26 protein-coding genes are annotated in these 26,011 nt (G+C 67.1%); 13 read left to right on the top strand and 13 right to left on the bottom strand.

All coding sequences use genetic code 11. The annotated features are described in order from the left end of the window. Positions 1–54: 54 nt before the first annotated feature. Positions 55–1,518, bottom strand: a complete 1,464-nt coding sequence (locus ASE10_RS12045) for a M20/M25/M40 family metallo-hydrolase (RefSeq protein WP_056305301.1) — start codon at positions 1,516–1,518, stop codon at positions 55–57. A 115-nt stretch (positions 1,519–1,633) separates the two neighbouring features. Between ASE10_RS12045 and ASE10_RS12040 the strand changes: the two genes are divergently transcribed. The 3 genes from ASE10_RS12040 to ASE10_RS21090 all read left to right on the top strand — a co-directional run bounded on the left by ASE10_RS12040 (position 1,634) and on the right by ASE10_RS21090 (position 3,926). Then, complete coding sequence (locus ASE10_RS12040) at positions 1,634–2,110, top strand: Lrp/AsnC family transcriptional regulator (RefSeq protein WP_056098351.1); 477 nt, start codon at positions 1,634–1,636, stop codon at positions 2,108–2,110. Between the two features lie 112 nt (positions 2,111–2,222). Further along, positions 2,223–3,269: a pyridoxal-phosphate dependent enzyme gene (locus ASE10_RS12035; RefSeq protein WP_056305299.1), complete on the top strand. Its 1,047-nt coding sequence runs from the start codon at positions 2,223–2,225 to the stop codon at positions 3,267–3,269. Positions 3,270–3,416: 147 nt separating this feature from the next. Beyond that, positions 3,417–3,926, top strand: coding sequence for a hypothetical protein (locus tag ASE10_RS21090; RefSeq protein WP_162250456.1), 510 nt, complete (start codon positions 3,417–3,419; stop codon positions 3,924–3,926). Positions 3,927–4,029: 103 nt separating this feature from the next. Here ASE10_RS21090 and ASE10_RS21085 read toward each other — a convergent pair whose 3' ends face one another. The 3 genes from ASE10_RS21085 to ASE10_RS12020 all read right to left on the bottom strand — a co-directional run bounded on the left by ASE10_RS21085 (position 4,030) and on the right by ASE10_RS12020 (position 8,421). After that, positions 4,030–4,971, bottom strand: coding sequence for a lipase family protein (locus tag ASE10_RS21085; protein ID WP_235565856.1), 942 nt, complete (start codon positions 4,969–4,971; stop codon positions 4,030–4,032). Between the two features lie 47 nt (positions 4,972–5,018). Then, positions 5,019–5,681, bottom strand: a complete 663-nt coding sequence (locus tag ASE10_RS12025; RefSeq protein ID WP_055905920.1) for a hypothetical protein — start codon at positions 5,679–5,681, stop codon at positions 5,019–5,021. Between the two features lie 190 nt (positions 5,682–5,871). Further along, positions 5,872–8,421 carry an MAC/perforin domain-containing protein gene (locus ASE10_RS12020; RefSeq protein ID WP_055905917.1) on the bottom strand — a complete coding sequence of 850 codons (2,550 nt, stop codon included), beginning with the start codon at positions 8,419–8,421 and terminating at the stop codon, positions 5,872–5,874. A 236-nt stretch (positions 8,422–8,657) separates the two neighbouring features. Between ASE10_RS12020 and ASE10_RS12015 the strand changes: the two genes are divergently transcribed. Beyond that, on the top strand, positions 8,658–9,809 hold the full coding sequence (locus tag ASE10_RS12015) for a hypothetical protein (RefSeq protein ID WP_055905914.1): 1,152 nt from the start codon (positions 8,658–8,660) through the stop codon (positions 9,807–9,809). Positions 9,810–9,865: 56 nt separating this feature from the next. On the opposite strand, the gene ASE10_RS12010 is transcribed toward ASE10_RS12015, so the two are convergent. Beyond that, entirely contained in the window at positions 9,866–10,288 is a 423-nt protein-coding gene (locus ASE10_RS12010) for a helix-turn-helix domain-containing protein (protein WP_055905911.1), read from the bottom strand. Positions 10,289–10,363: 75 nt separating this feature from the next. Here ASE10_RS12010 and ASE10_RS12005 point away from each other — a divergent pair, with 75 nt between their 5' ends. Beyond that, entirely contained in the window at positions 10,364–11,218 is an 855-nt protein-coding gene (locus tag ASE10_RS12005) for a class I SAM-dependent methyltransferase (protein WP_056305297.1), read from the top strand. Here ASE10_RS12005 and ASE10_RS12000 read toward each other — a convergent pair. After that, positions 11,215–12,135, bottom strand: coding sequence for a M14 family metallocarboxypeptidase (locus ASE10_RS12000; protein WP_055905905.1), 921 nt, complete (start codon positions 12,133–12,135; stop codon positions 11,215–11,217). The genes ASE10_RS12005 and ASE10_RS12000 overlap by 4 nt on opposite strands. Positions 12,136–12,428: 293 nt before the next feature. Here ASE10_RS12000 and ASE10_RS11995 point away from each other — a divergent pair, with 293 nt between their 5' ends. From ASE10_RS11995 to ASE10_RS11985, 3 genes are all read left to right on the top strand, one after another. Further along, entirely contained in the window at positions 12,429–12,659 is a 231-nt protein-coding gene (locus tag ASE10_RS11995) for a DUF4287 domain-containing protein (RefSeq protein WP_055905902.1), read from the top strand. Positions 12,660–12,845: 186 nt separating this feature from the next. Further along, a complete protein-coding gene (locus ASE10_RS11990) occupies positions 12,846–13,196 on the top strand; it encodes a hypothetical protein (protein WP_056305295.1) in 351 nt (116 codons plus the stop codon). Between the two features lie 196 nt (positions 13,197–13,392). After that, positions 13,393–14,235: an MnmC family methyltransferase gene (locus ASE10_RS11985; protein WP_055905896.1), complete on the top strand. Its 843-nt coding sequence runs from the start codon at positions 13,393–13,395 to the stop codon at positions 14,233–14,235. Positions 14,236–14,405: 170 nt separating this feature from the next. Here the strand turns inward: ASE10_RS11985 and ASE10_RS11980 are convergent, their stop codons facing one another. From ASE10_RS11980 to ASE10_RS11965, 4 genes are read right to left on the bottom strand one after another with little or no spacing between them, the layout of a single operon-like run. Then, positions 14,406–15,026: a TetR/AcrR family transcriptional regulator gene (locus ASE10_RS11980; RefSeq protein WP_055905893.1), complete on the bottom strand. Its 621-nt coding sequence runs from the start codon at positions 15,024–15,026 to the stop codon at positions 14,406–14,408. After that, on the bottom strand, positions 15,023–16,462 hold the full coding sequence (locus ASE10_RS11975) for an efflux transporter outer membrane subunit (RefSeq protein ID WP_056305293.1): 1,440 nt from the start codon (positions 16,460–16,462) through the stop codon (positions 15,023–15,025). Before ASE10_RS11975 ends, ASE10_RS11980 begins: the two co-directional genes overlap by 4 nt. Then, positions 16,455–19,649 carry an efflux RND transporter permease subunit gene (locus tag ASE10_RS11970; RefSeq protein ID WP_055905886.1) on the bottom strand — a complete coding sequence of 1,065 codons (3,195 nt, stop codon included), beginning with the start codon at positions 19,647–19,649 and terminating at the stop codon, positions 16,455–16,457. Before ASE10_RS11970 ends, ASE10_RS11975 begins: the two co-directional genes overlap by 8 nt. 12 nt (positions 19,650–19,661) lie before the next feature. Continuing rightward, the gene (locus ASE10_RS11965; protein WP_055905883.1) at positions 19,662–20,849 is read right to left on the bottom strand and encodes an efflux RND transporter periplasmic adaptor subunit; all 1,188 of its coding nucleotides are present in this window, start codon (positions 20,847–20,849) and stop codon (positions 19,662–19,664) included. 395 nt (positions 20,850–21,244) lie between these two features. On the opposite strand from ASE10_RS11965, the gene ASE10_RS11960 reads away from it, so the two are divergent. From ASE10_RS11960 to ASE10_RS11950, 3 genes are all read left to right on the top strand, one after another. Continuing rightward, positions 21,245–21,757: a DUF2975 domain-containing protein gene (locus tag ASE10_RS11960; RefSeq protein ID WP_055905879.1), complete on the top strand. Its 513-nt coding sequence runs from the start codon at positions 21,245–21,247 to the stop codon at positions 21,755–21,757. Position 21,758: 1 nt separating this feature from the next. Further along, positions 21,759–21,980, top strand: a complete 222-nt coding sequence (locus tag ASE10_RS11955) for a helix-turn-helix transcriptional regulator (protein WP_055905876.1) — start codon at positions 21,759–21,761, stop codon at positions 21,978–21,980. Positions 21,981–22,137: 157 nt separating this feature from the next. Next, entirely contained in the window at positions 22,138–22,452 is a 315-nt protein-coding gene (locus ASE10_RS11950; protein ID WP_157480919.1) for a hypothetical protein, read from the top strand. A gap of 38 nt (positions 22,453–22,490) precedes the next feature. Here the strand turns inward: ASE10_RS11950 and ASE10_RS20215 are convergent, their stop codons facing one another. Beyond that, complete coding sequence (locus ASE10_RS20215; protein ID WP_055905870.1) at positions 22,491–22,742, bottom strand: hypothetical protein; 252 nt, start codon at positions 22,740–22,742, stop codon at positions 22,491–22,493. A 131-nt stretch (positions 22,743–22,873) separates the two neighbouring features. Further along, positions 22,874–23,086, bottom strand: a complete 213-nt coding sequence (locus tag ASE10_RS11945) for a hypothetical protein (protein ID WP_055905867.1) — start codon at positions 23,084–23,086, stop codon at positions 22,874–22,876. A 334-nt stretch (positions 23,087–23,420) separates the two neighbouring features. Between ASE10_RS11945 and ASE10_RS11940 the strand changes: the two genes are divergently transcribed. Both ASE10_RS11940 and ASE10_RS11935 read left to right on the top strand, forming a co-directional pair. Continuing rightward, the gene (locus ASE10_RS11940; RefSeq protein WP_055905864.1) at positions 23,421–24,308 is read left to right on the top strand and encodes a type II CAAX endopeptidase family protein; all 888 of its coding nucleotides are present in this window, start codon (positions 23,421–23,423) and stop codon (positions 24,306–24,308) included. 42 nt (positions 24,309–24,350) lie between these two features. Continuing rightward, on the top strand, positions 24,351–24,962 hold the full coding sequence (locus ASE10_RS11935) for an FMN-binding negative transcriptional regulator (protein ID WP_055905861.1): 612 nt from the start codon (positions 24,351–24,353) through the stop codon (positions 24,960–24,962). A 237-nt stretch (positions 24,963–25,199) separates the two neighbouring features. Here ASE10_RS11935 and ASE10_RS20210 read toward each other — a convergent pair whose 3' ends face one another. Beyond that, complete coding sequence (locus tag ASE10_RS20210) at positions 25,200–25,706, bottom strand: hypothetical protein (RefSeq protein WP_157480918.1); 507 nt, start codon at positions 25,704–25,706, stop codon at positions 25,200–25,202. Positions 25,707–26,011 lie beyond the last annotated feature (305 nt).

The raw sequence follows: 26,011 nt of genomic DNA, 5'->3' as shown, positions 1-26,011 counted from the left end.
TCTTGGCGGACGAGCATTGAAGCGGGCCGCGTACCGGATCGGACCAGGATTCGATCATGCGACGGCGGCTGCGGCGGCCAGGCTCGCACTGTCCAGAGCGACCGCGGCCGGCGCGGCCTGTGCATCGTGCAGCAGACTCGCCACCATCGCCGTGATCCGCTGCGCGGTCGGCAGGTGCAGGAACTCGTTGGGGCCGTGCGCGTTCGATTGCGGCCCGAGCACGCCGGTCACCACGAACTGCGCGTCGGGGTAACGCTGGCCGAGCATCGCCAGGAACGGTATCCCGCCACCGCCGCCGATCAACGCGCCCGACGCGCCGAAGGCCGACTGCGAGGCGCGCTCCAGACTCTCCGCCAGCCAAGGCGCCGTCGCCGGCGCGTGCCAGCCCTTGGACACCATGTCGACGCGGAATGCGACTTGGCTGCGGTACGGCGGATCGTCTTCGAGCATGGCCTTGAGCCGCACCGCCGCCGCGTCGGCATCCAGCGTCGGCGGCAGGCGCAGACTGAGTTTCAGGCGCGTCGCAGGCTGCATGACCGCGGCCGCGTCGGCCACGCCCGGCATGCCGTCCAGACCGGTGATCGCCAGCTGCGCTCGCCAGGCGCGGTTGAGCAGCAGCTCGGCGGGATCCTCATCGACCGGCCGCAGGCCCGCCGTCAGCGGCAGCTGCGCATGCAGCCCGGCACCGAGCGCGGCCGCCGCGGCTTGCGCCTGCTCACGGCGCGATTCCGGAATGGCGACCTGGAACTCGGCTGCGATCTCGCCGCTGCCCGGGTCCTCCAATCGCGACAACAGATGCCGCGCGATCCGGAACGACGAGGCCACCACGCCGGAGGCGTCGCCCGAATGCACGCCCTCCTCCAGCACGCGCACGCTCAGGGTCCCGGCGACCTGGCCACGCAGCGACGTGGTCAGCCACAGCTGCTCGTAGTTGCCGCAGCCCGCATCCAGCGCGATCACCACCGCGGGCACGCCGATGCGATCGGCCAGGTGCTCGATGTAGTGCGGCAGGTCGCCGCTGCCGGATTCCTCGCAGGCCTCGATCAGGATGCTGCAGCGCGGATGCTGCAAGCCCTGCGCGCGCAAGGCCTGCAGCGCCAGGATCGCGGCGAAGATCGCGTAGCCGTCGTCGGCGCCGCCGCGACCGTAGAGGCGCTCGCCTTCCAGCGACGGCGTCCAGGCATCGCGGCCGTGATTCCAGCCGTCCATCGGCGGTTGCTTGTCCAGGTGCCCATAAACCAGCACCGGCGCGCCGCCCTCGCCGGGAACATCGACGTAGATCACCGGCGTGCGCCCCGGCAAGGTCACCACTTCGACCTGGGCGCCGGGCACTTCGGCCAGGCGCGCACGCGCCCAGTCCGTCATCAGCGTCGCCGCGCGCTGCATGTGGCCGCGCTCGGCCCAGTCCGGCTCGAACGCCGGCGACTGGCAGGGGATGGCGATGTACTCGGTCAGCACCGGCAGCAGGTCGTCCTGCCAGCGACGGGCGATGAAATTCTGCAGTGCGGGGAAATCCATGGGCGGGGCCTGCGATTTGGAGCTAGCATCCTAGGAGCGCGTCCCCGCGGTTTGGCCGCGATGCCATGCGTTCGCGCGCTTTTTTTCCGCGTTTCAACCCCGTTCCGGAGCCCGTATGCCGCTGGACCGATTCGACCGCCAACTGCTGAACCTGGTCCAGGAAGACGCCGGCCAGACCGCCGAGCAACTGGCCGAACAGGTGTTCCTGTCACCGTCGGCGGTGCAGCGCCGGCTACGCCGCCTGCGCGAGCAGGGCGTGATCGTGCGCGATGCGGCCGTGGTCGATCCGAAGAAGGTCGGCCGCCCGACCTTCTTCGTGGTGTCCTTGCAGGTCGAACGCGAACGGCCCGAACTGCTGGCCCAACTGCGGCAATGGCTGGCCGCGCAGGAGCACGTGCAGCAGGCCTTCTACGTCACCGGCGAAGCCGACTTCGTCCTGATCATCACCGCGCCCGACACCGAAACCTACGACGCGCTGATGGCGCGCCTGGTCGGCGACAACCCCAACGTCAAGCGTTTCACCACCAATGTCGCGCTGGGCGTGGTCAAGCGCGGGCTGACGATTCCGATTCCGCTGGACGGAGACGAATGACGCAACGGCGCCGCGACGGATTTCCGCATCGGCCGGCGCCGTCGCGGTTTTTTTCCGCGTCCGCGCCGCCACAACGCGGCCGCGCCGCGCGCCGGCAGGGCAGACTGTCGGCATGAATACCGACGCCCGCACCGTGCACTGGAACATCGCCGAACTCTGGGACGACTACCGCCCCACCCCGCTGATCGCCCTGCCGGCGCTGGCACGCCGCGCCGGCGTCGCCCAGGTGCTGGTGAAGTGCGAAGGCGAGCGCCCGCTGGGCAACTTCAAGGCCTTGGGCGGCTTGTACGCCGGCCTGCGCGCGCTCGCACGCGCGATCGGCGCGGACTCGCTGCGCGAGCTCGAAGACCGCCGTCACCAGGTCCGCGCGCTCCGCCTGGTCTGCGCCAGCGACGGCAACCACGGCCTGGCCGTGGCCGCCGCGGCCGCGCGTGCCGGTGCGTCCGCGTCGGTCTACCTGCCCAGCGAAGTCGACGCCGCCCGCGCGCGCCGCATCGCCCGCCTGGGGGCCGAGGTCGTGCGCATCTACGGCACTTACGACGACGCGGTCGATGCGGCCGCCGGCGCGGCATCGCGCGGCGATGGTTTGCTGATCGCCGACACCAGCGACGAGCCCGACGATCCGGTCGTCGCCGACGTAATGGCCGGCTACGGCCTGCTGCTGCACGAACTGCACGAGCAATTGAACGAACACGGCGACGGCCGGATCAGCCATGCCTTCGTCCAGGCCGGCGTCGGAGGCCTCGCCGCAGCGGTCGCCGAAGGCCTGCACCAGCGCCTGCCCGGGCCGGGCCGCCTGCTCGTGGTCGAACCGGCGGATGCCGCCTGCGTGGCGCTGGCCTTGTCCGAAGGCCGACCGCTGCGCGTACCGGGCGAACTGCATACCTCGGCGGAGATGCTGTCGTGCGGGCTGGCCTCGGCGCCGGCCGTGGCGATCCTCAAACGCCATGGAGCCGCGTCGATCGTCGTGGACGAAGCGCAGCTGCTCGCCGCACCAGGCACGCTGCGCGACGCCGATGGCCCGCAGACCACGCCTTCCGGCGCGGCCGGCGTCGCCGGTCTGCTGCGCTGCGCCGAAGACCCCGCGCTGCGTAGCGCCCATGCGCTGACCGAGGACAGCCGCGTGCTGTTGATCGCCACCGAACGCCCACCTGCCTGATCTCCGGCGTCGCAATCGGATCGCCTAATGGCCGGCCTCCCGGCCGCCGCGACGATTGGCCCTCTCCACCGCACACGAATTGGCACTCCAAGCCGGCGCGCCGGCGGCCTAAGGTCCGCCGTGTCCAACCACATGGAGGTACCGACGATGAAGACCCGCACTTCCCATCCGATCCGCACGCTCGCCCTGAACGCCGCCGCCTTGATCGCCCTGAGCTCGACCACCGCCGCCGTCGCCGGCGATGCCCACCACGTCGGCATGGACTGGAAGGACAACTTCCTGACCCGCCTGTGCGCGCGCCAGTTCGAGATCGCCCAGCGCATGGACATGGAATCCTTCCGCGACTACGACGCCGAGACCTTCCGCGCCGTGCACGACGAACGCGCGATCACCGTGTTCGGCAGCGGCGCTACCCGCATCGGCATCGACGCGATCATGGCCACCTTCGCCAGCCACTTCGCCAATCGCGAAGCGCAGTGGAGCTGGACCGAGCGCTATCGCGTGGTCGACGGCTGCAGCTCGGCCTACATCCTCTACGAAACCGTGTACGAGATCCCGCGCATCGGCTTCCGCTCGCACGCGCTGACCGGCGTCACCTACACCTACGATCGCGGCAAGTGGCTGGCGATCTCCGATCAGGGAACGCCGCTGCCGTAATCGTCCTGTCCGCTGCCCCGCCGGACCGGAAGCAAGAAAGGCGGCCTCGGGGCCGCCTTTCTTGTTGCCGCAAGCGGCCGACGATGCCGCAGACGCTACCGCATCAGGCGACCCGCAAGCTGCGCTCGAACGCCATGTAACCGCCGATCCGATCCGCCCAGCGCACGTCGGGCCCTGACGGCGGCACCGTGCTGAGCATGGTCCATGACGGCTCGACATAATCCGGGAAGGTACCCGGCCATTGCTGCGGATTCAGCGGCAACGCGTTGCTCAACACGGTGGTCAGATTCACGATGGAATGGCGCGAGAGTTCGTGCGGGTACCACTCGTCCTGCACGTAGAACGCGGTGCGGAAGCCGCTGCCCACCGCGGTGTAGCCCAGGTCCGACGGCGGCAGCGAAGGCACGTAGTCCCAATAGTTGTAGACCCGGATGCTGGCGCCGTCGGCGATGGTGTTGGCATAAGCGACCTGCCAGCTGTCGGTACCGACCATTGGGCTGGAGAAGTTGATATTGGTCGAAGTCAGCGGCTGGCTGATCGCCAGGTCCAGCGAGAACAGCTGGCTCAGCGCCGCGCCCAGGCTATGGCCGGTGACGTAGACCTGCTGTGGCTGGTACTTGTCGATCAGCGCGAACAACTGCTCGCGCATCGACTGAGTCATGCCGTCGCCCATGCCGTTGTAGATGCCGTAGAAGCCCGAGGCCACACGCGGAACAGGCGTGATGCTGCCGCTGCTAGGGACGAAGTCGGTGGTCAGGAAATGCACGTCCTCGTACGCGTCCATGTCCGAATCGGTGCCGCGGAAGGCGAAGATGTAGGTGCCCGGGTCGGAGATCGACTGGAACACCAGGCCGTACTTCTCCTCCGAGCCGGTGAACAGGAACGCGTCCCATCCGGTCCAGGCATCGATCTGGTCGTAGCCCTGCGGCGAGGTGAAGGGCGTGCCGCTGTAGTAGTCGTAGGCGGCCTTGGAGGCCACTGCCAGGGCGATGGTCAGGCTGTCGTCGAGCATCGGCTGGGTGGCGGTGCTGGCGTTCTGGTTCACGGCATCCTTCCTTGTGATGGGTGAGTTCGTGCGAGCTGGATACGATTTCACATCTCGGGCGTGCTCGCTTCGAGAATGCGTGCGTTCGCGGCCTGTTCGGCCGGGTCGGGGGCTCGCGCGGCGCGCACCTGGTTCGCACGATGCTGCGCACGTATGCGCGGATCGACCACGTCGACCTGCCGCTTGCGTTGCAGCAAGGCCCGGTCGCCAGGCTGGAGCTGGCAGTTCCGGCTCAGTATCTCCAATTCATCGCCATTGCTGGCCGCCCCGCTTTGCAGATTGACCACGACCCCAAGGGTGTCGCCCAGGGGTTCGAGTTGGAGACAAATACTGTCGATGGTGTCGTAGCTGCGCTGCTCGTTGCGCTCGACGAGCACCAACAGGTTCTCGTGGTCGATCCATACCACCGACCTCACGCCTACCACCCTGCGCGCGGCGATGCGCGCCGACTCGCGGTCGACACTGCGTGCGGGATCGGCGAGCTTCATCGAGCGCAGGAAATCCGCGCTCAAGGCTTCGGCATCGTGTTGCGCGCCCTCTTGATCTCCGAGCATCGCATTCGCCCGCATCGACGCGATGCGCGCAGCGGTGCGCGCCGGATCGAGCGCTTGACCAGCCTGCTGCGGCTTGGCCGGTTCGGGCCGCGGCGACTCGGCGCACCCGACGAGCACCAGCAACAGCAGCCAGGCTCCCACGTCCTTGTTGCCCATTTCGTCCCCCCGACGAAAGTGCGTACGGCAAGCGTAGCAGGCAAATCGGGGGTAGCGCCCAATTTCTTGTGCATCGCGGCAAACCGAAGCCGTGCGCCGACAGGGATATGCCGACATCCATGCCGACGACCGTGCGGCTACGGACGAAAACCGCGGCTACCGGGCATCGGTCGTACCGCCTCCGGAACCCTCAGCCCGCCGCGGGCTCCTCCTCCCACACGATCTCGACGTTCGACAGCCCCAGCGTATACATGGTCATCGCGCTGGGCGCCCTGTTCTCGTGATCCTTGCTGGTCGCCAGCCAGCCATAGACCGGGGCCGCGCCCGCGCGCCAGGCATCGGACACGACCGGACGCGATCCGGTCAGGCAGTGGTGCATGTCGGCATCGGTCAGGCACGCGCCCCCGCCGATCATCACGCTGCGCCTGCTCTCGTCGCCGCCCGGATGCATGGGATGGGTCACGGTGTGATCGTGGTTGCTGGAGGCGCCGAAGCGGTGGTACTGGTACTGCGCTTCGAGCGGCGTGCCCGCACGTGCGCGGATGCCGATCGCGTAGGCTTTGACCGTATGCGGGAACGGCGTGATCAAGTCCGCGGTACGCACCACCACCTGGCACTGACGCTCGAACGCCGCCGGCGGCTTGCCGTCCAACTGGGCGAAGCCGCAGGCCTTCAGCGCTACGCCCGCGAACACGTCCACTTCGCCGCCGCAACCGGTGAGCAGGTAGTCGTCCGGCGGCTGCAGCGCGATTTCGTGCAGGCTGCGATGGCCGGTGGCCTCCTTGGCGAAGATCCGCACGTCCCAGACATCGTCGGGGTCGTGCAGCGCGACGATCGTGATGGCGTGGCAGATCGGCGAGACGAACTTGATGTCCTTCATGCGCGCGCACCAGCTCCAGCGTTCGTCGCGCCCCTTGCCGCTGACTTTCGGGTAGCTGGCGACGACGAAGTTGCCCAGCCGCTGGCTGACTCCCGACACGCCGGCGGAGAGAATCTTGTAGCCCTTCGGCAACGCGACCTCCTCACTGAAGTGCTGCTGGGGCTGATCCCAGCGGCGCTGAAACACGGTCAGTCGCATCGCCGGCGGCCGGGTCAGCGCCAGCAAGGTCTCGGTCAGGGCCGCGGCGGTCGCCGGCGCTTTCAGCCGCATCGTCTCGCGCACCTTCGCATCGGCGATGGACGGAATGAACACTTCGTTGACCCAGGCCCGCTCCAGCAATTCGGCCATGAGCTTGCGATCGAATCCCAGCGATTTCGCAGGCAGCAGGCCCACGATCTTCCATACCGGCTGTTCGTCGCTGCGGTCGATCACCTGCCAATGCGCATTGGCCTTGACGCTGGTCAGCCACAGATCGCTGGGCAGCTCCGGCAGTCCGCCGAACACGCTGGTGGCCACCGACACCTGCTGATCCTTGACCATGCACGACATCGCGGTCGAGGTCGCGCGCGCGGCGCTGACGCCGCCGGCATGCGCGGTCGACACCGAGCCGGCACCGGTCAGGCCGACGTAGGACGCCGAAGCCGATACCGCCCAGTTGGTGGCGGTGGACAAGGCTTCGTCCAGGGTCTTCATCTGCTCGACGGAGCTGCAGCTGGCCTTGGCCACGTGCTTGTACCAGCCGCCCAGCGCCGCGGTGCAGAACACATGGCTGCCGAAGCCGCGCAGGAACTCGGCCGCCGCCGCTTGCCGCTGCCCAGGCGGCTCAGCCTCGATCGCGCGCAGGGCATCCAGGGCGTCCTCGCTCAGGGCGAAACGGTTGCTGGGCAGGGTCAGCGTCGCCTGCGGCGCCCATTGGTAATGCACGCGCAGCTTGGTCGCCTTCTGCGACCGCTTCATCGCGGTTTCGTCCTTCTGGCGCTGGCCGGCATTGGCGTACTGCACCATCAGGCTGGCTGCGCCGATGCCCGAACCGAGGAACATCGCACCGCGCGCGCTGTTGGCGGTGGCGTAGGAACTGGCGGAGGTCTCGAACTGCTGCGAAGCCTCGCTATAAGCCGTCTCGCTGCTGAATTCGAAGTCCTGAGTCTGGATCGGCGCCGGCTTGCCGAGCAGCGCGGCCATGTCGAGCAGGTTGGAACCGCTGGCGCGCACCAGACCGGCGGCGGTGGCGCAGTAGCCGCGCAGCAGTTGGTTCTCCTCCAGCAGCTCGGCGGTGCTACGCGGGCGTTGATCCAGATAGCTGTTGAGACTGTCGGCGATCTTGCTCTGCAGCCCGTCCTGGATACGTTCCATCAGCGCCGTCGCACTGGCGATGGTCGCGAAGCTGGCGTCGCCTCCCTTCAGCAGGTCCTTGGCGCTGACCTTGGCCAGGATGCGGTCGAGCTGCGCCTGCGCCTGCTTGGTCGCGGCTTCGCGGTCGGCGGCGGCCGCCTCTGCGGTTTCCTTGCGCAACTTCTCGACCGCTTCGATCGCCTCGGCCAGTTGCTGTTTCTTCCTGTCGAAGCCGGCGCTGCCGGGCTCGTCGGTCTCGCTCGCCAGCTGATCGATGCGCGCCTGCACCTGCTTGGCGGTGAGCTTCTCCACGATTCCGGCGGCGATGCGCGCCGGCCCGTCCGGTGTGTCGCCGCGGATCTGCTTGGCCAACGCCTTGCGCTCGGCCGGATTGCCGCAGACCGCCTTGAGGAATTCCAGCGAACCGATACCGTAGTCCTTGATGACCTTGACCTGGTTCTTCAGGCCCAGCGACTTCAGGTAGTCCTCCAGCTGGGCTTCGTCGCTTTTCTTGGCGGGGGTGGGCATGAACGCGCTCCATTGTCACCAGGGATGGAGGGCGCGGATTCGCGCCCTTTAGCCAGGAACGCGTCCCATAGCGCGCTGTGAAGCGGAACCGCGCAAGCGCCCGAATGGCTTGTTGCGCCGCGGCAAAGACGCCTCGCACATGCCCATAGGTGCAATACCCAAGCCCATTCCGCCGGTCCACCATCGTCCGATCCGGCTTTCGTTGTGATCGAACTGACACCCTGGGGAGGGACCTCATGTTCCGCAGCACGCTGAAGTTCGTTTCTTCCGGTATCCGCGTTTCCAGCCTGGCGATGACGGTCCTGCTGCCGCTGCTGGGCGGCGCGGCCCTGCTGGCGCCCACGGCCGCGCAGGCCCTGGATTGCGGCAGCAACAACGGCTACACCTGCCAGGGCGCGGCCAGCCAGTACGCGGGCGGTTTCAGCCCCGGCGTGGGCAGCGGCGGTTTCGGCGGCGGCAGTTGCACCGCCACGCGCACGCCGGTGGTGTTCGTGTCGGGCAACGGCGACAGCGCGATCAGCTTCGACATGCCGCCCTCGCCCGTCGCCGGCTACACCACGCCGGCCAACTCGATCTACGACGAGCTCAAGGCGCGTGGCTACAACGACTGCGAGCTGTTCGGCGTGACCTACCTGGACGCCGACGAGCGCGCCACGCCGCAGTACAACTACCACGAGCCGGCCAAATACCAGATCCTCAAGACCTTCATCGACAAGGTGAAGCTCTACACCGGCCGCAGCCAGGTCGATGTGGTCGCGCACTCGCTGGGCTCGTCGATGACCCTGGCGATGCTGCGCTATTACGGCTATCAGGGCAGCGTGCGCCGCTTCGTCAACATAGCCGGCGGTCTGCGCGGTCTGCAGACCTGCCTGAGCACCGGCTATCAGTCGCCGTACGCGCCCACCTGCAACGCCGAGGCCTACGTCTTCCCGTACGACTACTACACCTTCGGCCTGTATCCGAGCAGCGGCGCGGTCTACTACGGCTACAACCGCTGGACCGGCAGCGGCAGCAACAGCCTGCGCGCGATGCCGACCCTGCTCAGTACGATCTCGTTCTACACCATCACCGCCGGTCTCTACGATCAGGTCCACTGCTTCACCACCAGCTACTCCGGCGGTTGCAGCAGCGGTGCCTTGTTCAACGCGGCCGGCAACGTCAAGGCGCAGGTGGACATCGGCGTCGGCAGCAGCGCCTACGCCTACGATTGGGACTGGAGCGACGGCAGCCCTTACAACGCGGGCGGCGGCGACACCAGCAGCGGCATCGGCCATTTCCGCTCCAAGAGCAACGCCGGCCGCATCGTCTACAACATGCTGGCGACCACCTGCACCACCGGCTGCGCGAACGGCTACGTGGGCGTGAACGGGCCGTCGGTGAATCGCTAACGCTTGCGGTTGCCGAGCCCGCGCCAACTAGCGGGCTCGGCATCGGCGGTGCGGCGCTACGATCGCGCCCCGGGTCTCGATCCGACCACGCCGGATGCGGCCGCGCGCAGAATCCGGCGGAAGCTCGGGCATTCCATATGGCTGGGCGCACGGCACGCGGCCGCATGCCGCAGGCCGTCGCGCAGACCGCTCAAGCGGCGAATGGTCCGATCGATCTCCTCGGCCCTGGCCTTGAGCTTCTGGCGGTCGATACGCGGTTGGCCGTCCGGGGCGAACATCAGCGCCATCTCGTCCAGCGAGAAGCCGGCGGCGCGTCCCAGCGCGATCAGCGCCAGCCGCTCCAGCACGCCGGAATCGAACTGACGGCGCAGGCCGCGCCTGCCGATCGAGGCGATCAGCCCCTTTTCCTCGTAGTAGCGCAGCGTCGAGGCAGGCACCCCGGACCGCTGCACGACCTGCGCGATATCCAGTTCGCTCATACTCTTGACCTCAAGTCGGCTTGAAGTTGCACGATGCGGCTTCCGCCACTTGAAGGCAATGCCGAGGCAGACCGCATGAATACGAAACCGCAGGCCGACGACGCCCAGGCCGCACTTTGGAACGGCTCCGCCGGGCGCGCCTGGGTCGACGCGCAGGCGATGCTCGACCGGCTATTCCAGCCATTCCAGGACCTGCTGCTCGAGACGATTCCATTCGCTGCCGCGCGCCAGGTGCTCGATATCGGCTGCGGCACCGGCGCCATCACGCTCGCGGTCTCGCAACGACTGGGCGAGCAAGGCGGCTGTGTCGGCGTCGACATTTCGGAGCCGATGATCGCGGCCGCCCGGGCCCGCGTCGAACGACAGCGTGCGTCGGCGCACTACGTAGTCGCCGATGCGCAAACGCATGCCTTCGCGCCGCAGAGTTTCGACCTCGTCCTTTCGCGTTTCGGCGTCATGTTCTTCAGCGACCCGGTCGCGGCCTTCGCGAACCTGCGCCGCGCCGCAAAGCCCGGAGCCGAGCTCCGATTCATCGCCTGGCGCGCCGCGGCGGAGAACCCGTTCATGACGACCGCCGAACGTGCCGCGGCGCCGCTGCTGACCGATCTGCCCATCCGACAGCCCGACGCTCCCGGACAATTCGCCTTCGCGGAGCGGCGAAAAGTGCAGGCCATCCTGCAGGACAGCGGCTGGAGCGAGATCGATATCCGACCGATCGACGTGCCCTGCTCCCTGCCCGAGCCGGACCTGATTCCCTACCTCAGCCGGCTCGGTCCGGTCGGAATGAGCCTGCAGACGGCGGACGAGGCAACCCGCGAACGGGTGATCGCTACGGTCCGCGCGGCCTTCGAGCCTTTCGTCCACGGCGCGGAAGTCCGTTTCACCGCGGCCTGCTGGATGATCGGCGCCCGATCCGGGGGCGCGTCCTAGCTGGATTGCAGCGCGAAATCGATGGCCGCGCACACCGCCGCGGCCTGCGCCGCGTTGCACTGCGCCGGCGTGGCGCGCGGGCTGTCGGGGTAGACCTCGGTGGTGGTGCGGTAGGTCGCGTCGGTGATGCCGGCGCACAGGCCCAGCGGGCGCAAGGCGTAGTTGATGACGCCCGGCGCGACCACCGGCGAGCCGATGATCTCGCCTTTGGCGTCGGCCGGCGCGATGTGGGTGACCATCGCCACCGCTGCGATCACCGCCTGCTGGAACTCGGGCTGCGGATGTTCGGCGTCGTCGACCAGATAGAAGCCGTCGGGGATTTCGCCGGGCTCGTAGGGCTTGCCGTCGCGCGCGGCCAAGGCCGGCCGGAACTCGGATTCGTCGCTGTCGGTGGTTTCGTGCAGGTCGATGTGCATCCGCACGCTGGCGCCGACCGGTGCGACCAGGCGCAACAGCGCGGCCGATTCCTGCGCCGGGCTGTTCTCCCGGAACGAGCGGTTCGGGTCGATCGCGTCCGGGTTCCAGCGATGAATGCGCTCGTAGGCCCAAGGGCTGACGCAGGGCGCGACCAGCAGATTGGCGCGGCCGGCGTAGCCCGCGGCATGGAGTTCGACGAACTGCAGCGCGCCGTGCACGCCGCTGGTTTCGTAGCCGTGCACGCCGCCGGTCACCAGCATGGTCGGCAGATCGTCGCGCCAGTCGCGGCTCTTGATCGCGAACAGCGGGTAGCTGTCCGGGGCGTAGTCCAGGCGGCCGTACTCGACCACGTCGAACCGCGCGCGCAGCGCGTCGATCTTGCCCACCACGTCGGCCTCGTAGCTGCGATGGCGGACCTGCCGCGAACGCCATTCGGCGACTTCCGCCGCGCCCCAGGGCTGTCCGGGGGTGCCGATCGGGTAGAAGGCTGGGACGGTCATCGTGGCGTTCGCGCTGGGTGAAGGAGGGGCCACACTTTAACACCGCGTTAAAACCGCTCGCCGCGCGCGCACGGACCCGGCCCGCCATCACCGGGCAGTCTGGTTCGCGGTGCCAGGATGCAGGCGACCGTTCTGTCGCCGCAGTCCGGGGCGGGCACAGACGCAGGTCAGCCGACCGCACATTTATTCGTGCCGGCGTGTCGATTTCGCCCGCCCCCGTTCGTCGTCCTGGTAAGAGCCCCGCACCGCCCCTCCGGCGCCAGGCGCTCGCCCACTCATCAGGAGCCGCCCGCATGTCGTTCCAGGCCTATCTCGACAACATCCAGACCAAGACCGGCAAGACCCCGGCCGACTTCCGCACCCTGGCCGCCAAGAAAGGCCTGGCCGGGCCCAAGGGCTTGTTGCCGGGGATCAAGGCCGGCGACGTGATCGCCTGGCTGAAGCAGGACTTCGACTTGGGCCACGGTCATTCGATGGCGATCGTGGCCTTGCTGAAGGGCATGAAGAAAGAAGGCGACAAGTAAACGCGGCGCAGGCTGGGCTCAAGCCCATCGCGACCTCCCCCGACCACCGTCGGCTCCTTCGCCGCCGACGGCCCTCCCGACATCCGCACGGTAGATCAAGTCGCCCCTGCACTACCGACGGATCCCAGTTCACGCATGGCAGCCATGGCTCGCCGCCCCCGTGATGTACCCCCACAGGAGACCACAATGAAGCATTTCCTAGCGATCTTTACCGGTTCCCCCGCAGCGATGGAGGCCTGGAAGGACCTGGACGCCGCCACGCGCGAAGCGCGCGAGAAGGCCGGCATACAGGCCTGGCAGCAATGGGCGACCACCCATGCCGCGGTCATCGTCGATCACGGCGCGCCGCTGGGCAAAACCAAGCGCATCACCAGCGACGGCATCGCCGACACCCGCAACGCCATGGCCGCCTACACCGTCGTCAAGGCGGAGTCGCACGAAGCCGCCGCGACGCTGTTCGAAAACCACCCGCACTTCGCGATCTTCCCCGGCGACGGGGTCGAGGTGATGGAGTGTTTGCCGATGCCGGAGATGTAAGCCGGTGCGGATGTAAGTGGTGCGCGGGGGCGGAGCGATCGTATCGCTCCGCCCCGGCGTGAAGGCACGCTTCGACCCGGCGTCGGCACGCCGGAGTACGATTCATATTCAGGCCGCATCCTCCCAGGCTTGCCCTGACTGCGTTCGATGCGTAGGTTGCGCCATCGCACCCGACCATCACACGAGACCGCCCGCCGTGCCGCACTACACAGGCCCCCTGCTCACCCGCCCCGTCGCCGACGCACTGCGCAGTGCACGCGAGGCCGGTGCGGACGCATGGACCGGCTCGCTGGACCTGGGGCGTTCGCACGACGAAATACGGCTGGCCACGGACACCTGGCAATGGCGTGGCCAGCGCTATCCGTATCCTTCCGCGCTCAAGGACCGCACGATCTATCACTGGGACGGCGAGGAGTTCGCGCCGGTGTCGCGTTTCTCCGGCTCGCTGATCAAGCTGGTGCCGACCGAATGGGGCGCGCCCACCTTCGAGATCGACGGCATCAAGATGCTGCCCACGGCGAAGACCTCGCCGGTCGAGGATGCGCAGCGCAAGGTCGCGCTGGTCGAACCGCGCGGCAAGATCGTGTTGGACACCTGCGGCGGTCTGGGCTACTTCGCTGCATGCTGCCTGGAGGCCGGCGCGGCCCGCATCCAGTCGTTCGAGAAAAACGAGGACGTGCTGTGGCTGCGCACGCTCAACCCCTGGTCGCCCGACCCCGATGCGCCCGGCAGCGGCGGCCGCTTGCAACTCAGCCATGCCGACGCGTCGAAAGCGATCGCGCAGATCGCCGACGCCTCGGTCAATGCCCTGCTCCACGATCCGCCGCGCTTCGGCATCGCCGGCGAACTGTATTCGCAGACCTTTTACGACCATCTGGCACGCGTGCTCAAACGCGGCGGCCGGCTGTTCCACTACACCGGCAGCCCGAACAAGCTGACCAGCGGCCGCGATGTGCCGCGCGAAGTGGCCAAGCGCCTGGAGAAGGCCGGGTTCAAGGCGCAGTTGGCGCTGGATGGGGTGTTAGCTACGCGGCGCTAAGCCAACGGGCAGGACGCGTCCTGCCCGGCATCCATTCGCACTACGCCCGATAGCGATCCTTCGCGTCGGACGGCGGCGCGTTCCAATCGCGACATCGCCGACCCAGGACAGCCGCCCAACGGCGGCTGCCTCCTGCACGCCGAATTCTCCAGCGCCGCGGCGCCCTTCGCTCAGGCCCGGGGCGACAGCAGAGCCGGCAGAATGTGCTCCAGCGCCGCCTTGACCTCAGCCACGCTCAGATCCGGTTGCGCGATCGAACGAATCGCCAGTCCTTCGATCAGGGACTGCACGATCAGCACCCGCATCTCGACCTCGGACTCGGGCACGCCCATGCCGCCCTGCTCGGAACTGCGCGCGAACCAGGCCACCAAATCGGCGCGCAGCACCTTGTCGGAGGCGTGCGTGGCCGCGGCGATCTCGGTGTCGCGTGTGGCCTCGGCGGTGAGTTCCAGGAACAGGGCCGCGTTGGTGATGCCGGGATCTTTCGCCTGCCATTGCTGAAACACCTCGGCGATGCCCTCGACCACGTCGCTGTTCGCATGCAACTTCGCGATATCGGCCCGCGCCTCCTCGAGCTGACGCTCGATGATGGCCAGGATGATGTCGTTCTTGGCCTTGAAGTAGCGGTAGATCAGGCCGGCGCTCATGCCGGCCGTCTCGGCGATGCTGGCCATGCTCGCGGCATGGAAGCCGTGCAGGACGAAGCATTTCTGCGCGGCAACCAGAATGCGCTCGCGCTGGGCCTGCGCGCGCGCCTCGGCCTTGCCGACGGGTTGGTCCTGGACGCTCATTGGCTGCGCTCGTTCCAGCCGCCTCCGAGCACTTTATAGAGCGCCACCCGGTTGATCTGTTCGCTCAGGCGCGTGGTCACCAGACCCTGCTGCGCGCCGTACAGCGTGCGCTGAGCGTCGAGCTGGTTGAGGTAGCTGTCGCGGCCGGCCTTGTAACGCGCGGTCGACAACTGGTCGGCGCGCGCGGCCGCCTCGACCAGCGCTTCCTGGGCCTGACGCTGCTCGGCCAGGGTCCGGGTCAGCGCCAGCGCATCGGCGACATCGCGGAAACCGGACTGGATCGCCTTCTCGTATTGCGCCAGGGCGATCTGCTGATCGGCGTTCGCCGACGCCAGGCCCGCGCGCAGCTTGCCGCCCTGGAAGATCGGGATGTTGATCACCGGATTGACCGACCAGGCCCGCGTGTTCGCATCGAACAGGCCCGACAGCTCGCTGCTGGCGCTGCCGAACAAGCCGGTCAGGCTGATCGACGGGAAGAACGCCGCGCGCGCGGCGCCGATGTTGGCGTTGGCCGCACGCAGCGTGTGCTCGGCCTGCAGCACGTCCGGGCGACGCAGCAGCACCTCCGACGGCAGCCCGGACGGCAAGGCCGCGATGCCGCTCACCTCATAGGTCAGGCGCTGCGGCAGCAGGGCCGGATCGACCGGCTCGCCGACCAGCAGGTTCAGGGCGTTGATGTCCTGGGCCACCTGCCCGGCATAACGCGCCGCGTCGGCGCGCGCCTGCTCCACCTGGGTACGCGCCTGGCTCACTTCCAGGCCGGACACCGCGCCCAACTCGCGCCGCTTCACGGTCAGGTCGTAGGCGGACTGCTGGTTCTTCAGCGTCGCTTCGGATACCGACAGCAGTTCGCGGTCGGCCGCCAGGGTCAGGTAGGCATTGGCGACTTCCGCGATCAGGCTCAGTTGCGCGCCGCGGCGCGCCTCTTCTTCGGCGAAGTAACGCTGCAGGGCCGACTGGCTCAGATTGCGCACGCGGCCGAACAGGTCCAGCTCGAAATTGGTGATGCCCACGCCGGCGGTGTACTGGTCGACGACCGCCTGATTGTCGCCGCCGGTGCGCTGCAGCTGCGCGCTGACGCCGACCGCCGGGACGCGATCGGCGCGCTGAATGCGGTACAGCGCGCGCGCCTTCTCGACGTTCAGCACGGCCACGCGCAGATCGCGGTTGTTGTCCAGCGCGCGGCCGATCAGCGTTTCCAGATTCTGGTCGGCGAAGAAATCGCGCCAGCCGATGTCGGCCACCGCGGCGGCCGATGCCGTCTCGGTGGCCTCGCCCGCCGGCGCGGTGCCGGCGAAGGCCTGGGTGGTCGGCGGCAACGGCCATTCGCCCGGAATCGCCGCGTCGGCGACCGGCAGCTTCGGCGCCAGACTGACGCAGCCGGCGGTCGCCAGCGAGATCGCCAGCGTCAGGGCGTGAATCGACAACTTAGTCATGGTTCTGCACTCCTGCCGAAGCCTGCGCAGCGGGCGCGCGCTTCTTCCTCACGAACAATTTCTCGACCACGACGAAGAACAGCGGGACGAAGAAGATACCCAGGAAGGTACCCACGACCATGCCGCCGAGCACGCCGGTGCCGATCGCGCGCTGCGCGCCGGAACCCGCGCCGGAGGCCAGCGCCAGCGGCAGCACGCCCAGGCCGAAGGCCAGCGAGGTCATGATGATCGGGCGCAATCGGTCGCGCACCGCGGCCAGCGTGGCCGCGATCAGGTCCATGCCGTTCTTGAGGTTCTCCTTGGCGAACTCGACGATCAGGATCGCGTTCTTGCTCGACAGGCCCACCGTGGTCAGCATCGCCACCTGGAAGTAGACATCGCGTTCCATGCCGCGCAGCCAGGTCGCCAGCACGGTGCCGAGGATGCCCATCGGCGCGATCAGCAGCACCGAGGTCGGGATCGCCCAGCTTTCGTACATCGCCGCCAGACACAGGAACACGATCAACAGCGACAGCGTGTACAGCAGCGGCGTCTGCGCACCGGCCTGGCGTTCCTGGAACGACAGTCCGGTCCATTCCAGGCCGATGCCCTGCGGCAGCTGCGCCACCAGCTTCTCCACTTCGGCCATGGCCTGGCCCGAGCTCACGCCCGGCTTGGCTTCGCCGTTGATTTCCAGCGCCGAAACGCCGTTGTAGCGCTCCAGGCGCGGCGAACCGTATTCCCAGCGCGTAGTGGCGAAGGCCGAGAACGGCACCATCTCGCCCTTGTCGTTGCGCACGTACCAGCGGTTGAAATCGCTGGGCACCATCCGGAACGGCGCGTCGGCCTGGATGTAGACGCGCTTGACCCGGCCGCGATCGACGAAATCGTCGATGTACTGACCGCCCCAGGCCGCCTGCAGGGTCGAGTTGATGTCGGCGATGCTCAGACCCAGCGCCGAGGCCTTCTGATTGTCGACATCGACCCGGAACTGCGGCGTGTCTTCCATGCCGTTGGGACGCACGTTCTGCAAGAGTTCGCTCTTGCCGGCCATGCCGAGGAACTGGTTGCGCGCGGCGACCAGGGCGTCGTGGCCCAGACCGGCGTTGTCCTTCATGTAGAACACGAAGCCGTTGGAATTGCCCAGCTCGAACACCGCCGGCGGCGCCAGCGCGAACACGAACGCGTCCTTGATCTGCATGAAGCTGCCCATGGCGCGGCCGACCACGCCGTTGACGCTGTTGTCCGGCATCGGGGTCTTGCCGAAGCTGGTCAGCCAGCGCCAGCGGTCGCCCCAGGTGGCCTCGCGCTCTTCCCACGGCTTGAGCTGCGAGAACGCCATGCCCGCGTTCTGGCCGTTGCCGGCGAAGCTGAAGCCCTGCACGGTGAACAGCGAATCCACCGCCTTGTCGGACAGGAACTGGTCCTCGACCTTCTTGAGTACCTCGCCGGTGCGCTCCTGGGTCGCGCCGACCGGCGCCTGCACGATGGTGAACAGGAAGCCCTGGTCCTCCTGCGGCAGGAACGAGGACGGCAGGCGGAAGAACAGCACGCCCATCAGCACCGCCATCGCCGCGAACACCATCATGAAACGGCCCGAGCGGGTGACGATGCCGCGCACCACGCCCTGGTACTTGTTGTTGCCGGCGTCGAACTTCTTGTTGAACCAGCCGAAGAAACCCTTGTCGGAGGCGTGGTGGCCCTTCTCGATCTGCTTGAGCATGGTCGCGCACAGCGCCGGGGTCAGCACGATCGCGACCAGCACCGAGAGCCCCATCGCCGAAACGATGGTGACCGAGAACTGACGATAGATGACGCCGGTCGCGCCGCCGAGGAACGCCATCGGCACGAACACCGCCGACAGCACCAGGCCGATGCCGACCAGCGCGCCGGTGATCTGGTCCATCGATTTGCGTGTGGCTTCGACCGGCGACAGGCCTTCCTCGCTCATCACGCGTTCGACGTTCTCGACCACGACGATGGCGTCGTCGACCAGCAGGCCGATCGCCAGCACCACCGCGAACATGGTCAGCATGTTGACCGAGTAGCCGAACAGCGCCAGCAGGCCGAACGTGCCCAGCAGCACCACCGGCACCGCGATCGTCGGGATCAGGGTGGCGCGGAAGTTCTGCAGGAACAGGTACATCACCAGGAACACCAGCACGATCGCTTCGAGCAGGGTTTTGACCACTTCCTCGATCGCCACGCGCACGAACGGCGTGGTGTCGAACGGCGTCACCGCCTTCAGGCCCTTCGGGAACGAGGGCTTGAGCAGCTCGAGCTCGGCCTGCACCGCCTGCGCGGTGGCCAGCGCGTTGGCGCCCGTCGCCAGCGAGATCGCGATACCGGTCGCCGGCTTGCCGTTGAAGCGGGCGATGGTGCTGTAGTCCTCCTGACCCAGTTCGACCCGGGCGACGTCGCGCAGTTTCAGCACCGCGCCGCTGCTGTTGGAACGCAGCACGATGTTCTGGAACTGCTCGGCGGTCTGCAGGCGGTCCTGCGCGGTGATGGTGGCGTTGAGCTGCTGGCCCTTCACCGACGGCGTGCCGCCGAGCTGGCCGACCGCGACCTGCGCGTTCTGCGCCCTCAGGCCGTTGATGACGTCGGTCGGGGTCAGCTTGTAGGTGTTGAGCTTGTCCGGATCCAGCCAGATCCGCATCGCGTACTTGGTGCCGAACAGCTGGGTGCTGCCGACGCCGTCGACGCGGGCGAGCGGATCGACCAGGTTGGCGGCTACGTAGTCGGCGATGTCGGCGCCGTTCATGCTGCCGTCCTCGGACACGAAGCCGATGACCTGCAGGAACGACGAGCTCGCCTTCGACACGCTCACACCCTGCTGCTGCACGATCTGCGGCAGCAAGGGGGTGGCCAGCTGCAGCTTGTTCTGCACCTGCACCTGGGCGATGTCCGGGTCGATGCCGCTTTCGAAGGTCAGGGTGACGCTGGACTGGCCGTCGGACGAACTGGTCGCCGACATGTACATTAGGCCGTCGATGCCCTTCATGTTCTGCTCGATGATCTGGGTCACCGAGTTTTCGACGGCCTTGGCCGAGGCGCCGGGGTAGGACGCGTTCACCGATACGGTCGGCGGCGCGATGGTCGGGTACTGCGAGATCGGCAGCTGGGTGATCGCGATGGCGCCACCGAGCATGATGATGATCGCCAGGACCCACGCGAAGATCGGGCGATCGATAAAGAACCGTGCCATGAATTTCTCCGGTTACTGCTTCGGCGCGGCGGCGGCGGCTGCGGCCGGCTTGGCCGGCGCAGCGCCCTTCTCGGTCGCATCGACCGGCATGCCCGGGCCGATCTTCTGCAGGCCCTCGACGATCACCTTGTCGCCGGCCTTCAGGCCGCTTTCGACCAGCCACTTGTCGCCGATCGCCTGACTGACCTGGACTTCGCGCGGCTCGACCTGGCCTTTGGCGTTGACGACCATCGCGGTCGCGCCGCCCTTGGGATCGCGGCTGATGCCCTGCTGCGGCACCAGCAACGCGTTCTGGCGCACGCCGGTACCGATCAGCGCACGCACGTACATGCCGGGCATCAGCAGGTTGTCGGGGTTGGGCACCACCACGCGCAGCAGGAAGCTGCCGGTGCCTTCGTCGACGGTGACCTCGGAGAACGCGAGCTTGCCTTCGAGCGGGTACTTGCTGCCGTCCTCCAGCAGGATCGTCACCGGCGTGCTGGCTTCGGTCAGGGTGCCGGCGGCGATCTGCTTGCGCAGCGCCAACAGTTCGGCGCTGGACTGGCTGATGTCGACGTGAACCGGATCGAGCTGCTGCACCACTGCCAGCGGTTCGGCCTGATTGGCCGTGACCAGCGCACCCTGGGTGACCGCCGACTTGCCGATGCGGCCGCTGATCGGCGAGGTGATGCGCGCGCGGCCCAGGATCACGCCGGCGCTGCGCACTGCGGCGCGGCCGGAAGACACATCGGCCTGGCTCTGCTTGAGCGTGGCGACCGCGGTTTCGTCGTCCTGCTTGCTGACCGCGTCGATCTTGACCAGATCGCTGGAGCGCTGCGCGTTCAAGCGCGCCGAATTCAACGCCGCCTCGCCGCGCGCCAGCGTGGCCTTGGCGGTTTCCAGATCCGCGGCGTAGGTCTTGTCGTCGAGCTGGTACAGCGGCTGCCCGGCACTGACCAGGCCGCCTTCGGTGAACAGGCGCCGCTCGACGATGCCGCTGACCTGCGGCCGGACTTCGGCGATCAGCGAGGCGCTGGTGCGTCCCGGCAGCTCGCGGGTCAGGGTGACGGTCTCGGGCTTCAGGGTCACCACGGTGACCTGGCCCTTCTGGCCGCCGGGGCCGCCTTGCGGATCGCCGCCCTTGCCGCAGGCCGCCAGGGCCAGCGCCAGCACGGCCGCGGTGAGTACGGCGGGGACGCCGGAAATAGCGTTATGGGACATAGACTTGCGCGACGGCATGGGGGAGCCTCAGGTCGTTGATTGCGGTCGGCGGACCGCGGCCACATCGTAGAATGAACGATCATTCTCTTTTCTTGGTCGGACGAGGTCAAGTGTCCTCGCCCCGGCTTCCGGCCGGTTCCGACGCATGTTGCGGGCTTTCCTTGTGTTTTTTTTGTGCAGAGAAAGCGAACAGCCTTGTTCCGCAAAGCCGAATCGCGCCGCACCGGCGAGGCCCGGCACCTGGCCTTCTGTCTCGGCGGCAGGTGCCCGCAGGCAGTCTCCCTCCCGCCTCGCACAGCCCGCCCAGGGCCTAAGGCCCCCTGTCTTCCGGCCTATTTTTATCGTTTAGCGATATGCGTATTATCGTTTTACGACAACCCAGCCGGGAATCAGCCATGAACCGCACCTCTGCCCGCGCCCTCGCCATCACCCGTCCGGTCATCCAGGGCCTGACCGTCCTCAACCTGCTCTACGCCGCGTCCCTCACCGCCCTGCTGGTCTGGAGCTTCTTCATCCAGGGCTGGCCGGAACGGCCGCTGGGCTTCGAATTGACCAAGCTGCATCCGCTGGCGCCGCAAGGGCTGCGCGCGATCGTCCTCATCGGCGTAATCGGCGCGGCGATCGTGCATACCGTGCTGCGTCGCCTGCTGGCGATCGTCGACACGGTGCGCGCCGGCGATCCCTTCCTGCTCGAAAACGCCAAGCGCCTGGACCTGATCGCGTGGAGCGTGCTGGCGCTGGAACTGCTGCGCTGCATCGTCGCGACCATCGCCGCGATCGTGTGGGAGCCGGGCAAGATCGACGGCTTCTCGTTCACGCCGTGGCTGGCGGTGCTGCTGCTGTTCGTGCTGTCCAGCGTGTTCGCCCACGGCGCCCGCATGCGCGCCGACCTCGAAGGGACGGTATGACATGGCGATCGTCGTCCGCCTCGACGAACAGCTGCACGCGCGCCGCATGACCCTGACCGAACTCGCCGCGCGCGTCGACATCACCCTGGCCAACCTGTCGATCCTCAAGACCGGCAAGGCCAAGGCGATCCGCTTCTCCACACTCGAAGCGATCTGCACCGCGCTGGAGTGCCAGCCCGGCGACCTGCTCGCCTTCGATCCCAGCCTGCCTTCCGAGGAGTGACGCCATGCTCGCCCGACCGTTCGCACCCGACCCGCGCCACGAGAACGTCCGTCCCATCCAGATCTGGGGCCTGCGCTTGTTCTTCCTGCTGATGCTGATCTTCGTCACGCCCACCGCCTAGCGCGCGCTGCTGACCCACGACGGCCCCTGGGACCCGGTGCGTGCGGTCACGTTCGCGGTGTGGGCGACCTACCCCGCGCTGGCGCTGTTCGGCTTGTTGCGCCCGCTGCGCTGGCTGCCGCTGATGCTCTTCACCATCGGCTACAAGGCGGTCTGGCTGGCGTTCGTCGCCTATCCGCTGTGGCGCGCCGATAGCTTGTGGGGCACGCCCACCGGCGAAGTCGCCAGTTCCTTCCTCGCGCTGCCGCTGCTGGTCGCGGTGGTGCCGTGGGGCTACGTGTGGAGGACGTACTTCGCCTGGCCGCGACTTGCGATAGAGACGCAGCCGACGCCGGTGGGCGAGGCCAAGTAACGCTACGCCACTCGGCCCCTGCATGGCGGATCACCGCCTCAAGGCACGTCGCAACGCCAGATCGAACTCGCCAGCCACAGGTTGGCGCGGGTGATGTGGTTGTAGACCTCTTCCAGCGGCGTTCCGCCTTGCGCCGCGCACTGGCCGATGGCGTCGGCGCGCGCGTTTTCCAATGCGATGCCCGGGTCATAACTCTGACCCTGCCCGCTCACGGTCACCACGCCGGCCGAGGCCGCGCCGGAAACAGACAACAACAGCGCCGCTGCGAAAGCGATCGAAGAGGTCCTCATTGCGCGTACTCCCGTTGCGAGTTCGCGGGCATTCGAGCACGGCGCATGCAGACCGCAGTGAAAGCCGAGTAAGCGCTTCGTAAAACTGCGAACCCGTACGCGCAAAAAAACGCATGCGCCGACCCAGCGCGTTACGCCTTCGACGGCGGATCCTCGCCCGGCAGCGTCTGGTGCCCTTCGCCCTCCGGCAGGTCCGCGTTTTGCACGTGCTTGCGACGCGCCTGTCCCTCGCCGTCCTGCGGGTTCTCGCCCGGCAGCGGTTGGTGGCCTTGCCCGCCCGGCGGACCTTCGCCTCGGTCCGGCTGGGTATCGCGATGCTTCTGACCTGCAGTGTCCTTGCCCATGTCGTTCGACCTCGTAGGACGCCGGTTCCGGTGGGCCGGCGATACCGCACGCTGCGTCCTGGGCGGTTAACGCAGGGTCTAGCCGACTCTCGCGGCTCTTCACGGGCGCCGAACGTACGGCCCCGTTTAGGCTGAACCCGTCGATTCCCGCCGTGTCCGCAAGCCGCTACGCCGAACGGCTTTGCCCGTATTCGCTGCGCCGGCGATACGACGCCGCGCGAACGGGTTTGCCTCGCCACCGTCTACGTGACGAACGGCACCGGGCCTGACGGGCTATTTACCGTTCCTGCGTCGAGCCCGGATGCTGCGGTTCAAGCACCGCAGGGGAAGGCAGATGAAGCAGATCATTCGCGACCGCCACGGATCGCTGCGCAACGGCTGGTGGATCCTCGCGTTTCTCGTGCTGTTCCTGGCCAGCCAGCCGGTTTACCGCGTGGTGTCCAAGGCGATCCAGCATCAGGGATTCGAGGGCGCATGGCTGGCGCCGCTACCGGTGCTGTTCCTGACCCTGGTGACCTACGCCTGCCTGCGACTGCGCCGCGAAGGCCTGGCCGCGGTCGGGCTGCGAGCGGACCTCACCTGGGCGCGCGAGCTGTTCTATGGCGCGGCCTTGGGCATGGTCCTGATCGGCCTGGTGACCGGCCTGATCTTCGCCGCCGGCGGCGTCCGCTTCAGCCTCGACCCGGCGCGCAGCTTGAACGCACTGGCCATGGGCACCTGGATGTTCGCCTGGGCCGTGGTGCTGGAAGAACTGCTGTTCCGCGGCTTCGTGTTCCAGCGCCTGGTGGACGGCATCGGCGCATGGCCCACGCTGCTGGGCATGGGACTGTTGTTCGCCATCGCCCATTGGGGCAACCCCGGCATGGAAGGGCCGACTCTGGCCTGGGCCACGCTCGACACCGCGCTCGGCGCCATCCTGATGGGACTGGCCTACCTGCGCACCCGCAGCCTGGCCCTGCCCATCGGCCTCCACTTCGGCTGGAACTGGGCCCAGGGCGCCCTGCTCGGCTTCGATGTCAGCGGCTTCGACCAGGCCGGCTGGCTGCTGCCGGAACTGCTTGCCAAGCCGCAGTGGCTGACCGGCGGCGCGTTCGGGCCGGAAGCGAGCATCTTCGCGGTGCTGGTGGATACGGTGGCGGTGGTGCTGATGTGGCGCTGGAAAGGCAGCGCTCAGGCCCGGCCGGCGGTGCCGGCGCCAGTCGCCGCAGTCGCGACCGACTGAGCCGGCGCCTAGAATCGCCGACTGCACCGACGCGACGAGCGCATGAACACCCACCCCATTTTCAAGCCCGACTCCCCCGCCGACATCGATCGCATGATCGCCGCGCATCCCTTCGCGCTGGTGATCAGCTCCGCCGACGGCGCGCCACTGGCCACGCCGCTGCCGCTGCTGCTGGAACGCGACGCCAACGGCGGGATGAGCTTGCTGGGCCACATGCCGCGCGCCCACCCGCACACGGACCTGCTGCGTCGGCAACCGCGCGCACTGGCGGTGTTCCAGGGCGCGCACGGCTACATCTCGCCCTCGTGGCTGACCGACCGCACCCAGGCACCGACCTGGAACTACGAAACCGTGCAGCTGGACATCGACGTCGAGTTCGACGACAGCGCCGAAGCCACCCGGACCGCACTGGTCCGGCTGGTCGACCATATGGAACGCGGCCGCCCGAACGCCTGGTCGGTCGCCGACATGGGCGCGCGCTACGACAAGCTCGCACCGGCCGTGGTCGCTTTCCGCGCCCGCGTCGTCGACGCCTACGCCAAGTTCAAACTGGGGCAGAACGAACGGCCCGACGATCGCACCGAGATCCTCGCAGGCTTGGAGGGCAGCGGGCAGCAGGCTTTGGTCGATGCGATGAGGCGCGTCGGGCTTTAGTCGGGCCTGCGCCTGCGGAACCGGATCCTTATTTTCGTGACTAGGTGGGATTAGCGAAGAGCGGGCCTGCGTCCTGGGGCCAGCATCTTTGATTCATCGAACTCATACAGCCAGAAAAGTCTGAATCGGATGTCAGGCTAGTGCGGAACTGTGGGTGTCCTCGACTTCTCTTCTCGACTTCTCTTCCTCGACTTCTCTACCTCTTGATTCTCCTTCATCCTCTCGATTGACGGAGGCCTATAACACTACGGAACACCATTGGGAATAGAAATCCGCGAGATCGAGGGACTCAGAATAAAAACTATCAGAAGAACCAGGACGGCATCGAATTCTCCCTTCAAACTCTGCGCGCCGACCAGAGTCAAAACTTGAAAATACATTAGAAATCTCAATAGCGAATCTAGACACATAACAGTCGCGCAAAGCTTCCACTGCAACTGTATACCCACTTTGCTGCTTTAGATGAAGACCATAAAGATTGTTTTTATATGCTTCAATGTGTCGCAACAACAAATCATAATCAACCACCCCCGCCCCACCATGACGACCACCTAACAACTCGCTTACGTGCGCAGAAAAAACCGCAAGCAGATCATCAAAAGCAACAATACCCGCTGAAGGAAGTTCAATAGACTTACCGGCCGTCAAACTAACGGCGCCCACGCCAAGGTGATCATGAACGCCTCCAGCATTAGCCAGAATAGCAAATCTCAACGCTGTCGAAGTATTTATCAAAATATTCATTAGAATTTCGGAGTCGGATATCTTGGGCCGACTGTAACTTCAAAGTCGGCAGCGGGATTATATTTGCATTTTCTTTGCTTCGCGGCAGCAATTAGATCAGTCAGGATCTTTCGTTGGGATGGACGAAGAATGGACGAAGAATGGGACACCCACAGATATCCCATCGAATACTAACAGCCTGAGGGATCGCGAGATTCACAAAAGGTCGACGGATGCCCAGCCCCGTCACGCCACAGGTCCATTGCCCCTGGAGGGATAATTGTCAGCCCTTACTCGCGCGCTCCCCGCCATTTTCAGGCGTCTTA

Origin of the sequence: Lysobacter sp. Root76, from assembly GCF_001428685.1 — a bacterium.
In the GTDB taxonomy this organism is placed as follows: domain Bacteria; phylum Pseudomonadota; class Gammaproteobacteria; order Xanthomonadales; family Xanthomonadaceae; genus Lysobacter.
The sequence above is the reverse complement of the archived record's forward strand: the minus strand, read 5'-3'. Positions and strand labels throughout refer to the sequence as shown.